General features: G+C 42.5%; 10 protein-coding genes and 1 pseudogene. All 11 read left to right on the top strand.

The window, feature by feature from the left end:
- Nucleotides 1-82: 82 nt before the first annotated feature.
- Nucleotides 83-1,447, top strand: a pseudogene (locus MKZ02_RS00125) (putrescine aminotransferase); the annotation flags it as partial.
- A gap of 54 nt (nt 1,448-1,501) precedes the next feature.
- Complete coding sequence (locus MKZ02_RS00120; RefSeq protein WP_340851257.1) at nt 1,502-3,022, top strand: aldehyde dehydrogenase family protein; 1,521 nt, start codon at nt 1,502-1,504, stop codon at nt 3,020-3,022.
- A gap of 18 nt (nt 3,023-3,040) precedes the next feature.
- A complete protein-coding gene (locus tag MKZ02_RS00115) occupies nt 3,041-4,129 on the top strand; it encodes an ABC transporter ATP-binding protein (RefSeq protein ID WP_406910235.1) in 1,089 nt (362 codons plus the stop codon).
- Nucleotides 4,130-4,235: 106 nt separating this feature from the next.
- The gene (locus MKZ02_RS00110; protein WP_120036153.1) at nt 4,236-5,459 is read left to right on the top strand and encodes a saccharopine dehydrogenase family protein; all 1,224 of its coding nucleotides are present in this window, start codon (nt 4,236-4,238) and stop codon (nt 5,457-5,459) included.
- A gap of 216 nt (nt 5,460-5,675) precedes the next feature.
- Entirely contained in the window at nt 5,676-6,509 is an 834-nt protein-coding gene (locus MKZ02_RS00105; RefSeq protein ID WP_259455814.1) for an ABC transporter permease, read from the top strand.
- Nucleotide 6,510: 1 nt separating this feature from the next.
- Nucleotides 6,511-7,287: an ABC transporter permease subunit gene (locus tag MKZ02_RS00100; RefSeq protein WP_120036154.1), complete on the top strand. Its 777-nt coding sequence runs from the start codon at nt 6,511-6,513 to the stop codon at nt 7,285-7,287.
- Between the two features lie 46 nt (nt 7,288-7,333).
- Nucleotides 7,334-8,386 carry an ABC transporter substrate-binding protein gene (locus tag MKZ02_RS00095; RefSeq protein WP_340851255.1) on the top strand — a complete coding sequence of 351 codons (1,053 nt, stop codon included), beginning with the start codon at nt 7,334-7,336 and terminating at the stop codon, nt 8,384-8,386.
- Between the two features lie 49 nt (nt 8,387-8,435).
- Nucleotides 8,436-9,638, top strand: coding sequence for a saccharopine dehydrogenase family protein (locus tag MKZ02_RS00090; RefSeq protein ID WP_340851254.1), 1,203 nt, complete (start codon nt 8,436-8,438; stop codon nt 9,636-9,638).
- A 55-nt stretch (nt 9,639-9,693) separates the two neighbouring features.
- Nucleotides 9,694-11,328 (top strand): amidohydrolase, encoded by a 1,635-nt coding sequence (locus MKZ02_RS00085; RefSeq protein ID WP_340851252.1) that lies wholly within the window; start codon nt 9,694-9,696, stop codon nt 11,326-11,328.
- A gap of 42 nt (nt 11,329-11,370) precedes the next feature.
- Nucleotides 11,371-12,435 (top strand): ABC transporter substrate-binding protein, encoded by a 1,065-nt coding sequence (locus MKZ02_RS00080; RefSeq protein ID WP_340851251.1) that lies wholly within the window; start codon nt 11,371-11,373, stop codon nt 12,433-12,435.
- Nucleotides 12,436-12,476: 41 nt separating this feature from the next.
- Nucleotides 12,477-14,039 (top strand): bifunctional GNAT family N-acetyltransferase/carbon-nitrogen hydrolase family protein, encoded by a 1,563-nt coding sequence (locus MKZ02_RS00075; RefSeq protein WP_120036159.1) that lies wholly within the window; start codon nt 12,477-12,479, stop codon nt 14,037-14,039.
- Nucleotides 14,040-14,098: the final 59 nt, after the last annotated feature.

The following is a 14,098-nucleotide window of genomic DNA, read 5'->3' as shown; positions in this document are numbered from 1 at the left end:
CTGATTTCACTTGTTTTAGAAGTTGGCATAGCAGTTGCATTATATAGAAATGTAGCTATACACATAAAAGGAGAGGAAGAAAAATATGAGGAAATCTAATGAAGAAGCACTCCAAATAGCGACTGAGATATTGGAGTTAATTGAAAGCGATTCACTTAGTGAGAAGCAGAAAGATCAAATTATTGAAGATTCGATTTATAACTTTACTAACTTTGTAAATAAGGCAATTCTTGATCACCGTAAATCGGCTTCTACCGACTTTTCATTTGTAGAGTGGGAAGATGAGAAAGCTATTTTCCGTGACACGAAGAATCGGGAGTTTATCGACTGTCTTGGCGGTTATGGCGTTTACTTGCTGGGGCATCGTCATCCGAAAGTGGTAAAAGCAGTAGAAGCGCAATTAAAGCGGTATGCTTTGCACAGCCAGGAGTTAGTTGATCCGCTGCGCGGATATTTATCTAAGCTTGTAGCTGCTATTACACCGGGGGATATGCAGTATACTTACTTCACGAATTCAGGCGCCGAGGCTAATGAAATGGCACTTAAACTGGCGCGGCTCGCCACAGGAAAAACTCATTTTATTTCCACTGTAAATGGGTTCCACGGCAAAACATTTGGGGCTCTATCTTCGTCAGGAAAGGCAGTATTCAGAGAGCCATATTTACCGCTCGTCCCTGGATTCCACCACGTGCCGTTCGGCGATGCCGATGCTATGGAGAACATGATTAACCAGCTTGAAGCGACTGGAGAGAAAGTGGCGGGGATTATTGTTGAGCCGATCCAGGGAGAAGGCGGCATTAACATTCCATCCGCTGATTATTTTCCAAAATTAAGAGAAATTTGCGACGAGCATAACTGTGTCCTGATCGTTGATGAGATACAAACTGGCATGGGCAGAACAGGAACTTTGTTTGGTATAGATCATTGGAATGTGGTTCCGGATATCATGACACTCGGCAAAGCGTTCGGCGGCGGAGTCATGCCGATCACTGCTATGGTTGCCCGCCCTCATTTATGGGAAAAGATGGAGGAAAATCCTTTCTTGCTCGGTTCCTCCACATTTGGCGGAAACCCGCTCTGTTGTGCAGGAGCCATTGCGGGAATCAAAACGATACTAGAAGAAAATATCGTCGAGCAAGCGAAAGAAAAAGGCGATTATATTGTGGAGAAGTTAGCTGAAATCCAAAAGAGTTATCCGGAAGTCATGGTCGCCGTGCGCGGAAAGGGATTGTTAATTGGCATGGAGTTCGCCACGAATGAGATTGGCTTTGAGCTGGCCAAACGATTATTTAACGATCAAATCCTCGTAGGAGGGACATTGAATAATGCTACGGTGATCCGCATTGAGCCGCCTGCTGTTATTACGTATGAGCAGATTGATACGGTTATTGGTGCGATTGACAAACATGTAGCCAATCTGGCAAAAAAAACGGCTGTAACTAGTTAATAACAGGGCTGTGGAAGGCCCTGTTCAAATAAAGAAGAAGGAGATAGATAGTGAATGAGCCAGGCAGAAAAGTTATCAGTAATTGGTGAGTGGACAGATGCCACAAATCTACAGAAATTCTATATAAACGGTGAATGGATTGAGCCAATTAGCAAGGAGATCCTGTCTGTTATTAATCCGGCTACAGGTGAAGAGCTTGCTAAAGTAGCCTCTGCTAACGCGCAAGATGCAGAAAGAGCCATACACGCAGCACGATCCGCATTTGATAAAGGCCAGTGGCGTACCATGTCAGCTCACGAGCGGGCGAACATGCTCATGGAATTGGCAGCAAAAATTGAAGAACATCAGGAAGAACTGGCCGAAATCGAAACAGCTAACAATGGAAAAACTTTGAGAGAAGCACAAGCAGATGTTGCGGAGGCAGCAAAAACGTTTCGTTATTACGCAGGATTAGCGACGAAGCCATCAGGTGAGACCTTCGAGACAGGCGAGCCTCTCGTTTCGCGTGTAGTAAGAGAACCAATCGGCGTGTGCGGCCAAATCATCCCATGGAATTATCCTCTTCTTATGGCTGCCTGGAAGCTGGCACCAGCACTAGCAGCAGGCAATACATGTATTTTAAAACCCTCAGAATTAACACCATTAACAGCTATCCGTCTCTTTGAACTAATTGATGAAATTGATTTTCCAAAAGGAGTGGTCAATTTAATAAACGGCACAGGTCCGGATGCGGGGCAGCCGTTAGTTACTAGCTCTCTCGTTGATAAGATCGCTTTTACAGGCGGCACTGTCACTGGAAAGAGGATTATGAAGGAAGCAGTAGGAAACTTAAAAAAAGTATCGCTTGAATTAGGGGGGAAATCTCCAAATATCATTTTTGCTGACGCTGATTATGAAAGCGCTTTAGATTATGCGGCCTTCGCTATTTTTAACAACTCGGGACAAGTGTGTTCGGCAGGCTCGCGGCTGTTAGTTGAAAGGAAAATCTATGATCGCTTTACTAGTGATTTAGCTGAGGCGACTAAGAAAATCCGTGTAGGCAACGGAGCCGATCCTTCTTCACAGATGGGGCCAGTTATCAGTAAGCAGCACATGGAAAAGATAGAAAGATATATTGCAGTAGGTAAGCAGGAAAAAGCAACACTCCTCTGCGGAGGCCGCCGCTTGCTTGACCAAGGCCGTGAATATGGCTACTTTATTGAGCCGACCATCTTTATCGATGTGGATCCGCAAGCGACAATTGCCCGGGAAGAAATCTTTGGCCCAGTTCTTTGTGTGATTCCATTTGATACAGAAGAAGAAGCGCTTGAAATCGCCAATGACTCTCCTTATGGACTAGCAGCAGGGATTTTCACATCAAATACGGCGAAAGCAGAACGAATGGCCAAATATATCCGAGCGGGAGTGACGTGGATTAATACGTATGAACAAAATTTAGTAGAGGGGCCTTGGGGCGGTTATAAAGAGAGCGGGATTGGAAGAGAGCTTGGAACCTACGGATTTGATGAGTATACAGAAGTGAAACAAATTATTAATACATTAAAGGTAGAGCCGACAGGGTGGTTCGCGGATTGACCACTTTCAAAAAGAGGAATGGGAGGGGATAACTTGAGTGTGCCCATGGTTGAATTGAAAAGGGTAGCGAAAAGATTTAAAGATTTTGTCGCTGCAGAAGATATTAACATTTCTGTAAAGCCTGGAGAGTTTCTCACGCTGCTTGGGCCTTCAGGCTGTGGGAAAACCACAACCTTGAGGATGATTGCGGGATTTGAGCAGCCATCAGAGGGTGAGGTATGGGTGAATGGACAGATGGTCAATCACGTGGAGCCATATAAACGAGATGTAAATACCGTTTTCCAGAACTATGCTCTCTTCCCTCATATGAATGTATTCAATAACATTGCGTACGGGCTGCGCATGAAGAAAGTACCTAAAAATGAAATTAAAGAACGGGTAGAGAAAATACTTAAGCTCGTACAGCTGGAAAAGTTCGCTTCAAGAAAGCCTGATCAGCTGAGCGGCGGCCAAAAGCAACGGGTCGCTATTGCACGGGCTTTAGTGAATAACCCGAAGGTGCTGCTGCTTGATGAGCCGTTAGGAGCGCTTGATTTAAAGTTGAGAAAACAGATGCAGGTAGAGTTAAAACATCTTCAGCAAGAACTTCAAATTACATTCGTTTACGTTACCCATGATCAAGAAGAAGCATTAACGATGTCAGACCGAATTATCATCATGAATGAGGGAGTTATTGAGCAAGTTGGTTCACCGACTGAAATTTATGAACGTCCGAAGACTAGATTTATTGCAGATTTTATCGGTGAAACGAATCTATTCCAAGGCACTATAGTCCGAGCGGACGATCAATATGTCTTTCTTAACTGCGACAGCCACGAAATGAAAGTTTGTCACGAATTCAGCAGCCATATATCAGATGAAGCCTATGTGGCGGTTCGTCCTGAGAAGATTAAAGTCCTTGCTGCTCCGGAAAAAGAAATGACGGTTATAAAGGGCCTGTTTCAAGAAAAGATTTATGTTGGTTCGGTGACGAAATTAATCTTTGCACTGCCGAATGGACAGCATGTAACGGTTAATGAGACAGAAGAAAGCAGAAAAGCAATGGCGACAGGAGAGCAATTCTATGTTGGCTGGCATCCGCAGGATGCTGTATTGCTAACGTCCTAGCAGCTTTAAAGGAGGTGGGAAAATCGGAAAACTATGTAAATGCAGAGATGTATCTGTTGGGCAAATACTTGTATTTCATTAAATACCAAAAGGGAGAGGAATATTCATGAGAGCGATTGTTATGGGAGTAGGCGGAGTTGGACAGGTGGTAGCGTCGGAATTAGTTAAATCAGATTATCTTAAGAAATTAGTATTAGCTGATATTGTTACAGATCATGCAGGTGAGCTTGCAAAGGAGTACGGCAAAAAAACCAACGCTGAAATTATTGTTAAGCAAGTAAATGCAAGTAACTTAAAGGAAGTCGAAGCCTCCTTTCAAGATGTAGATGTTGTTATTCACTCAGGACTTCCAGATAACAACCTTGTTGTGATGGAAGCCTGTCTAAACACTAAAACCAATTATATAGATATGGCTGCAGCCAGCCCAGCCGGCTTGAAAGAGCAATTATCATGGAATGATCGTTTCAAGCAAGCTGGAATATTGGGAATTATGGGACTGGGCTGTGACCCTGGATTTGCAAATATCGCCGCTCGTTACGGCGTTGATGAATTAGATACAGTAGAGTCCATTTCCATTCGGGATGGGGACAATTCAAAGGTTGATTATGACGGATTTTGTGCTTACTTTAGTCCGCAAACGGCAATTGAGGAATGCTTGGCAAAGCCAAATTACTGGACAGACAAAGAGGGAATTCAATATTATTCGACACCGTTTGCTAATAAAGATGAATTTGAGTTTCCCGAGCCAGTCGGTTGGATGGATTGTTACAACGTAGAACATGAAGAACCGGTAACGATTGGAGATACAATCGGCAAGCAAAAAGGCTGTAAATATGTTGATTTTAAATATGCTCTTCATCCAGACTTTGTAAACACGCTTCAAGTTCTAAGCTATCTGGGGCTGGATAGCAGGGAAGAAATTAATGTGAAAGGAGCAACCGTTGCACCCATCGATGTAGTGGTGAAAACCATGCCTAAGCCAGCAGACTTAGCCGGCAAAATCCATGGGTACTCAGCAATTGGCGCTCTTGTAACAGGAACAAAAGGCGGGAAGAAGAAGGAATTGTTCATCTATACGATGGCTAACCATGACGAGGTATATGAACAAAGCGGGTTTCAGGCAACGGTTTGGCAGACGGGGGTTCCGCCAGTGGCAGCAGTTGATATGATGGCAGCCGGCTTGATGAATCAAACAGGTTGCATCCCGCCCGAGTTAATTGAACCCACTCCTATCTTAGAAAAAATAAAGGCCAGAGGGATGAATTGGGACATCATCGAGAAGACGGCACCGATCTATAAAGCAAAGAATAAAGAGCTAACAAACGCTTAATTAACTGAATATTCTGTCGTATTTTTCGATATGTAAATACTTTTATACATGGATGGGGCTGGAGAGCAGAGTGTGTATCTGCCGGGAACAGCCCCTCATTAAAATTTACGGAAAAGCAGGTGAGAACGATTGAAAAAAGAAAATGTGACTATTGCTACCGATCTTCCTATCAAGCCCAAAGTTAAAACCTCGAAAAAAAAAATTAACTTTGCTGCGATTTGGACACTTTCCCCCGTTACGATTTGGCTGCTGTTGTTTTTATTTGTACCGCTCTTTTTCATACTCATTGTCAGTGTGATGTCAAGAGGGACTTACGGAGGAATTGAGTATACATTTACTCTTGAGAATTACGCTCGGTTCTTTGAACCTCTGTATCTTCGAATTATTGTTGTCTCTATTGTTATGGCAGCGGCGACTACCTTCATCTGTGTTGTCTTCGGCTATCCATTTGCTTATATAATCGCCAAGTCACCTGTTAAATACCGGACCTTGCTGCTATTGCTTGTTATTGTTCCTTTCTGGACGAATTCTTTAATCCGTACGTACGCATGGATCGTTTTGTTAAGAACAGAGGGCGTTATCAACACTCTTTTATTAAAAATTGGACTGATTGCTGAGCCGCTTACTTTGCTTTATAACAGTGGAGCAACTTTGATTGGTTTTGTATACACATTGTTTCCTTTTGCCGTTTTACCTTTATACGCTTCTATTGAAAAGCTGGATCGAACATTTCTGGAGGCGTCGAGCGATCTTGGAGGGAGGCCATGGCAAACATTTTTAAACGTCACTTTGCCGCTTACCTTTCCCGGAGTAGTTGCCGCCTCTCTGCTTGTCTTTATCCCAACTTTAGGGCTGTTTTTTATCTCGGATTTAATGGGCGGAGCTAAGACGATGATCATTGGCAACCTAATTAAAAATCAATTTCTTACTGCTAGAGACTGGCCATTTGGTTCAGCAGCCTCGATTATTTTAATGGTTCTCACCTTGGTGATGATCCTCTTCTATTTGAAAGTATCTGGCGGAAAAACTGATGATACGGAGTTGTTGTAATATGAGCAAACTTACTCGTTTGCCTTCTGTTGCTTATGCCGCGTTTATATACTCATTCCTGTATGTCCCTATTGTTATATTAGTTGCTTACTCATTTAATGATTCTAAGCTCAACGCAGTTTGGAAAGGATTCACATTTGAGTGGTATGCCAAGCTATGGACCAATACCAGCATTTTAGAAGCAGCGAAGATCAGCCTCACCGTCGGATTTTTCTCCACTGCTATTTCCACTATGTTAGGAACGTTGGTAGCTGTAGGGATGTACCGATATCAATTTAGAGGAAAAGGAATAATAGATGCCATGCTCTATGTTCCTCTTGTAATGTCTGAAATAGTCATGGGCATTGCATTATTAGCGTTCTTTTCGATGGTACAAATCCCATTAGGAATGGGCACGCTGCTTGTGGCGCATGTAACTTTCTCGATCCCATTTGTAGTGGTTGTCATTAATGCAAGGTTAAAAGGGTTCGACCAATCCATCGAAGAAGCATCCAAAGATTTAGGAGCAAACGAATGGCAGACATTTCGTTTAATTACTTTTCCGCTTTTAGGCCCGGCTATTGCGGCAAGTGCCATGCTGGCATTTACCATTTCAATTGATGATGTTATTGTCAGCTTTTTTGTGGCTGGCCCAGATAGCACCACGCTGCCGCTGCAAATTTTCTCGATGGTCCGCCACGGGGTAACGCCGGAAATTAATGCTTTATCGACTTTAATGCTTGTTGTCACTCTTACCTTTGTTATTGTGGCTCAAAGGTTACAAACGAAAAAAAGATAAGAGTGGTTGATTATAAGGAAAATTACTGAATCGGGGGGAATGGAATGTGAAAGCGAGAAAGAAGGGTCGTTTACTGCTTGTGTTGCTGCTATTAACTTCTCTCGTTGTGGGAGGCTGTGGAAGTGAAGCAACTGACAGCTCAGACGAAAAAGTGCTCAACGTCTTTAACTGGGCCGAATATTTACCGAAAAAAGTTATTAAAGATTTTGAAAAAGAAACAGGGATTAAAGTCAATTACGGGACTTACTCTTCCAATGAGGAGATGTTTGCTAAATTAAATACCGGTCAAGGCCAGTATGATTTGGCCGTTGCCTCGCTTTATTATGTTGACGTGCTTATAAAGGAAGGGCTTGTTGAAGAAGTAGATAAAGAGAAAATCCCTAACATTAAAAATATTGGAAAAGAGTTTTTAGGAAAGGATGCAGATCCCGATGACAAGTATTCCGTCCCTTATTTATGGGGAGAGGAACTGATCGTCATGAATACAGAGCTCGTAGATAAAAAGGTGACTTCTATTAAAGATTTGCTGGACCCGCAATTTAAAAATAGTCTTGTCATGTTGGATGACCCGCGTACAGTCATTGGAGCCGCCCTGGCTGTTCTAGGTTATTCCCCAAACAGTACAGATGAAAAAGAAATAGAAGAGGCTGGAAAATGGCTCGAGAAATTAAAGCCGAATATTAAAGTGTTTGATAGCGATAACGCCAAAGCACTATTGGCGAGCGGAGAAGTGAAAGGCGGCATTGTCTACGGAGCTGAGGCGAGCCTCGCTATTCGAGAAAATAAGGCGATAGAAAAAATATATCCGGAAGAATTTTTAAGTTTGTGGCAGGACAACTTTGTTATCCCAAAAGGAGCGAAGCATAAAGAGAACGCCTTGAAATTTATTGATTACATTCTTCGCCCAGAAGTAAGCAAAGAGGTAGTAATGGATTATCCGTATGCCAATCCAAATACAGAAGCCGTAAAGCTCTTGCCTGAAGATATTCAAAAAGAAATTGATATTCCAGCAGAAGAGGCAAAGAAAGGCACATATATGAAGGATGTAGGAGAAGCAACGGTTATTTACGATAGAGTGTGGGCGGAGTTAAAGCAATAAAGGCAAATAGCCACTTTATTTTGGTCTGATCAATAGGGAGGGTTCTTCTGTGAAGGTAGCAATTGTTGGCGTAGGCGGTGTAGGCCAGGTGTGCGCTTCGGAACTAGTCAAGCAAGAGTCTCTTGAAAAGTTAGTGCTAGCGGACATTTGTATAGAAGCTGCAATGAGCATTGGGGAGAAATTGCAGACACAGACAAGGAGCGAAATTCTTGTGAAAGAATTAGATGCCCGCAACGTAAAGGAAATGACTCTTGCTTTTAAGGAGGTTGATGTAGTTCTTCACACTGGATTGCCTGAAAATAACTTTTATGTCATGCAGGCTTGCATAAATGCCCAATCCAATTACATTGATATGGCTTCAGTATCGAACGATTCATTGTGGAAGCAGCTATCATGGGATAAGAAATTTAAACAAGCAGGCATTCTCGGAATTATGGGTCTGGGATGCGATCCGGGATTTGCCAACATCGCTGCCCGTTACGGTGTGGATGAACTGGATACAGTTACTGAAATTTCCATTAGAGACGGCGACTGCTCAAATGTGGATTACGAAGGGTTCTGCATGTACTTTAGTCCTAAAACAGCAATTGAAGAATGCCTCGCTCTGCCTAACTACTGGACAATAGAAGAAGGCGAGCGGGTTTACCCTGTTCCATTCGCAAACAAGGAAGAATTTGAATTTCCGGAGCCGGTTGGACGGATGAATGTGTATAACGTCGACCACGAGGAACAAACAACGCTTGGAGAAACAATAGGTAGAAAAAAAGGTTGTAAATATGTTGATTTTAAATATGCCTTGCCTGATGACACGGTAAATGCTTTGAAAGTCATCCGAGACCTGGGGTTGAACAGCGAAGAGGAGATAGAAGTCAAAGGTGTAAAGGTAGCGCCGATTGATATGGTCGTTGCCTTAATGCCAAGACCAGCAGAATTGGCTGGTAAAATTCATGGTTTTTCTTGTATTGGGGCTCTTGTTAAAGGAACCAAAGATGGAAAAGATAAAGAGCTGTTTATTTATACGCTAGCCAATCATGATGAAGTCTATAAACAGTCGGGCTTCCAGGCTACAGTTTGGCAGACAGGTATCCCGCCAGTAGTGGCCGTCGATATGATTGCTGAAGGGACACTTGCTGCCAAAGGCTGCATTCCGCCTGAGTTAATTGAGCCGAAGGTATTTATGAAGAAATTAAAGGAGCGAGGAATGCAGTGGTATGTAAGGGAGAAGTCAACGACATATCTGACAAACAGTTAATTATAGCAAGGTTCCTATAGTATCCAATTAAGAAAAGATCGGGGGAAAAGGCTCAGTGGCTAAAGCAGATATCGTTTTAAAAGGAAATGCTATTTTTACAGGAGTAAATGATGAACCCGTCTCGGGGGCAGTCATTATTAAGGACAATAGAATTAGTGACATTTGTTCAAAAGAAAAAAGCAAAGATTATATTGGCAGCGACACGAAAGTATATAGCTTTGATGACGAGCTGATCATGCCGGGGTTTCACGATTTCCACCTTCATTTATTCTTGGGAAGTTTATATGCGGACAGCGTGTCACTCATCGATGCCAAGTCGGAGCTGGAAGCCGCTATAAAAGTGAAAGAGTTTGCCGATCAGCGGCCGGAAGATCCCTGGGTGTTCGGTTTTAGGTGGTATCACGTCCATTGGGATAATCATACACTCCCAAGCCGTCAAACCCTTGATGAGTTGATTCCGGATCGGCCTGTTTTTTTAGTCAATGAAGAAGGCCATGGTGTCTGGTTGAATACGAGAGCCATGCAAATGCTAGGCATCGATAGACATACTGCAGAACCGGCTTTTGGAAAAATATTTAAAGACGAGACGGGGGAGCCGACGGGTGTTCTCTATGAAACGGCGATCAGTTTAGCTCAGGCTGCTTTTCAATTGCCAAAAGAAAAAGAAAAGAGGTTGCTGGAGAGGTTTTTAAGAAAAGCGGCCAGCTTCGGGATCACCAGTGTTAGTGACATGCTGCCGCTTACAGGGTATGAATTAGGCGATATCCACTTATATAAACAATTTGAAGAAGAAGAAAAGTTAACGGCAAGAATTAATTTTTTGACTGTGTTGAACGGAAAACTGGATTATGCTAAACAAGTTCGCCAGTTGTTTAATTCCAGTAAATTGAAGTTTTCCGGCTTAAAGCAGTTTCTGGATGGCGTACCGGCTACTTATACAGCTCTTCTGCTGGAGAACTATACAGACTTCCCAACCAAAGGTGAGCCTTTCTTACCTCCGGAAACAATTAAATCGTGGGTTACTGAAGCCGATCGAGAGGGCTTTAGAATTCGTCTGCATGCTTGTGGGGACGGGGCCGTACGGTTAGGGCTCGATATCTATGAAGAGGCGATGAAAGCCAACGGCAGCCGGGATGCCCGACATACAATTGAACATATTGAAGTTATTGATCCGGCAGATATTCCCCGTTTTTCTGAATTAGGTGTAATGGCATCCATGCAGCCGGAGCATATGAACACAGAAGAATTTGCGAACAACGTTTATTTGTCTCGTCTTGGAGAAGAACGTTCCAAGCGGACATGGCCGATTAAAAGTTTACAAGATTCCGGAGCCAAGCTGGCTTTTGGAAGTGATTATCCCATCGTTGAAATTAACCCGCTCCCGGGAATTTATCGGGCGGTTACAAGAGTGAATGATAGCGGTGAACCAAATGGAGGATGGAACCCGGAAGAGAAAATTCAATTGGCTGATGCAATAAGATGCTACACTTCCGGTTCTGCTTACGGAGTTTTTGCAGAGGATGAACTTGGCACGCTGGAAAAAGGAAAGCTGGCCGACATTGCTGTTTTAGACCGGAATTTGTTCAATTTGCCTGCAAAAGAAATCCTGCGGGCGAAAGTAAAACTGACAATTATGGACGGAGCTGTTGTTTATGAACAGGCATTGTCTGGAAAATTAGCTATTCAATAAAGTCTTCTACATTTAGCAACTCTTCGGGAGGATGAAAAGAAGATGAAAAAAGGCAAGCGGGGGATCATATATTGGTTTAGCATCAGTTCACTTATACTATTGGCTGGGTTCATTCTAGGCGGCTGCAACCAAGAGGGGAAATCAAAAGAAGATGAAAAAGCTGTAAATATTTTTAACTGGTCACAGTATATTCCGGATCACGTCATCGAAAAATTTGAAGAAGAGACGGGAATAAAAGTGAACTATGATACGTACGCATCTAATGAGGAAATGTATGCAAAATTAAGCGCTGGTCAATCAGGGTATGATGTTGTGGTTCCTACTTTATATTACCTGGAAATTATGGAGAAACAGGGGATGCTCGAAAAGATCAATAAAGACAATCTTCCTCACCTGAAGAATATTGACCAGGATTTTATGGGTCTGTACGTCGATCCCAAGAATGACTACTCTGTTCCTTTTATGTGGGGGACAGGCATTATTGCCGTCAATGAAAAGCTCATTGATAAGGAAGTGACAGGATACAAGGATTTATTTGATCCGCAGTTTAAAAACAGTATTGTTGCTTCCGATGATATGCGCTTTGTTTTAGGTGCCATGCTCGCTATGGAAGGGAATGATCCAAACACACAGGACGAAAAACAAATTGAAGAAGCGGGCAAGCGAATGAAAGAGCTGCTGCCCAATATTAAACTGTTTGACAACGAAAGTCCTAAAACCGTTCTGGCAAATAACGAGGTGAAGGCAGGGATTTTATATGGGGGTGAAGCTATCCTGGCACAAAGGGAAAACCCTGATATTAAGCTTGTACTGCCCAAAGAATACCTTCTTTTATGGCAGGAAAATTTAGTGATCCCAAAAGGAGCGCCACACAAAGAAAACGCCGAAAAATTTATTGACTTTTTACTGCAGCCTGAAATCAGTAAGGAGATTACTATGAGCTACCCGTATGGAAATCCGAACAAGGAAGCTTTAAAGCTACTGCCGGAGGATCTCCGAAGCTTGATCGAGCTGCCTACAGATGAGCTGAAAAGAGGCATATATGCAAAGGATGTAGGAGAAGCAACAGCAATCTATGACCGTGTGTGGGCAGAGGTAAAGCAATAAATTAGCATGATCTTCGATGTAATGAGGAAAGGGCGGTTTTTATGCCGGTTAAAAAACCATCAAACTTTGATAAAAAGATCATTGTCCGTACGATTCGAACAGATGATTTTCATGAGATCATTGAGTTATCCAAAATTGCTTTCCCGCAAATGGAGCCGTGGGAAGCTCAACATTTGGAAAGCCACTTAAAGGTCTTCCCTGAAGGGCAATTTTGTGTGGAATACGGCGGAAGAATTATTGGGTCATGTTCAAGTTTGATTGTTGATTTTGAAGAATATGATGATGACCACAGCTTTGATGAGATTACGGACGACGGCTTTATTAGAAACCATGATCCGAAAGGATTGAATCTTTATGGAATTGATGTGGCTGTCCATCCAGATTTTCGCGGTATGAAAATAGGTCAGCGGCTCTACGAAGCTAGAAAGCAGCTTTGCAGAGAAAGAAATTTAAAGAGTATTATTATAGGCGGAAGAATTCCTAACTACAGTAAGCATGCTCATCGGTTATCAGCAAGGGAATACGTTGATGAGGTAATGAAGCAAAATCTATATGACCCGGTATTAACTTTTCAAATGATGAATGGCTTCGTATTAAAGCGAGTAAATTCCGATTATTTATCAGATGATCAAGCGTCTCTTAAACATGCAACACTAATGGAATGGTATAACGTCGATTACTTGCCAAAAGCCCAACATCATTATAAAAGGGCTTTTCCCGTGAGAATTTCAGTCGTGCAATACATGATGAAGCAGATCCACTCCTTTACTGACTTTGCGAATCAATGCGAGTACTTTATCGATGCGAGCGCTAATTTCAGATCGGACTTTGTGGTATTTCCAGAAACCTTTACAATGCAGCTTCTATCTTTTCTTGGAGAAGATATTCCTAGCTTGCAGGTGAAAAAATTAACTAGCTTTACTGAACAATATATAAAAACATTTACTGACTTGGCGATCAAGTATAACGTAAATATTATCGGCGGCTCTCACTTTGTCGAGGAAAATCATTCTATATACAATATTGCCTACCTATTCAGACGGGATGGGACGGTTGACAGGCAGCGTCAAATTCATATCCCGGCGGATGACCAAAAATGGTGGGGGATACAGCCGGGCAATAATATTCATGTGTTTGATACAGACTGTGGGAAAATCGCCATGTTAGTTAGCTATGATATTTTATTTCCAGAGCTTGCTCGCCTCGCTGTTGATAAGGGAGCACAAATCATTTTTACGCCATTTTCAACAGAGGACCAACAAGGGTACTTGAGAATTCGGTATTGTTCACAGGCCCGGGCGATTGAAAATCAAGTTTATACGGTTATTGCTGGAACTGCCGGGAATTTAACACATGTTCCGCATATGGATGTCCAATACGCACAATCAGGTATTTTTTCACCGTGTGACTTTACTTTTCCGGAAAAAGGAATTGTTGGTGAGTGCAATCCAAATATTGAAACGATCATCGTTGGGGAAGTAGATTTAGAAACTTTAAGAAGAAGCCGAAATATCGGAACGGTTACACCGTTAAAAGATAGAAGAATGGAATTTTATCATACGGAAAGTAAAAAACTAGACCAGGTTGAAACTGAGCGGGTATAACCTTTTCTCACACAAATGGTTTATAAGTCCATAATAGTCAAGAAAGCCTTTTATATTAG

The sequence above is a fragment of the Pseudobacillus sp. FSL P4-0506 genome (genome assembly GCF_038003025.1).
Taxonomy (GTDB): domain Bacteria; phylum Bacillota; class Bacilli; order Bacillales; family Domibacillaceae; genus Pseudobacillus.
This window is presented reverse-complemented; position numbering and strand designations above follow the sequence as displayed.

What these genes read in the sequence shown, in the direction of transcription:
- MKZ02_RS00075 (WP_120036159.1), top strand. Translation starts at nt 12,477, where the DNA reads ATGCCGGTTAAAAAACCATCAAACTTTGATAAAAAGATCATTGTCCGT.
- MKZ02_RS00110 (WP_120036153.1), top strand. Translation starts at nt 4,236, where the DNA reads ATGAGAGCGATTGTTATGGGAGTAGGCGGAGTTGGACAGGTGGTAGCG.
- MKZ02_RS00120 (WP_340851257.1), top strand. Translation starts at nt 1,502, where the DNA reads ATGAGCCAGGCAGAAAAGTTATCAGTAATTGGTGAGTGGACAGATGCC.
- MKZ02_RS00115 (WP_406910235.1), top strand. Translation starts at nt 3,041, where the DNA reads ATGGGAGGGGATAACTTGAGTGTGCCCATGGTTGAATTGAAAAGGGTA.
- MKZ02_RS00080 (WP_340851251.1), top strand. Translation starts at nt 11,371, where the DNA reads ATGAAAAAAGGCAAGCGGGGGATCATATATTGGTTTAGCATCAGTTCA.
- MKZ02_RS00100 (WP_120036154.1), top strand. Translation starts at nt 6,511, where the DNA reads ATGAGCAAACTTACTCGTTTGCCTTCTGTTGCTTATGCCGCGTTTATA.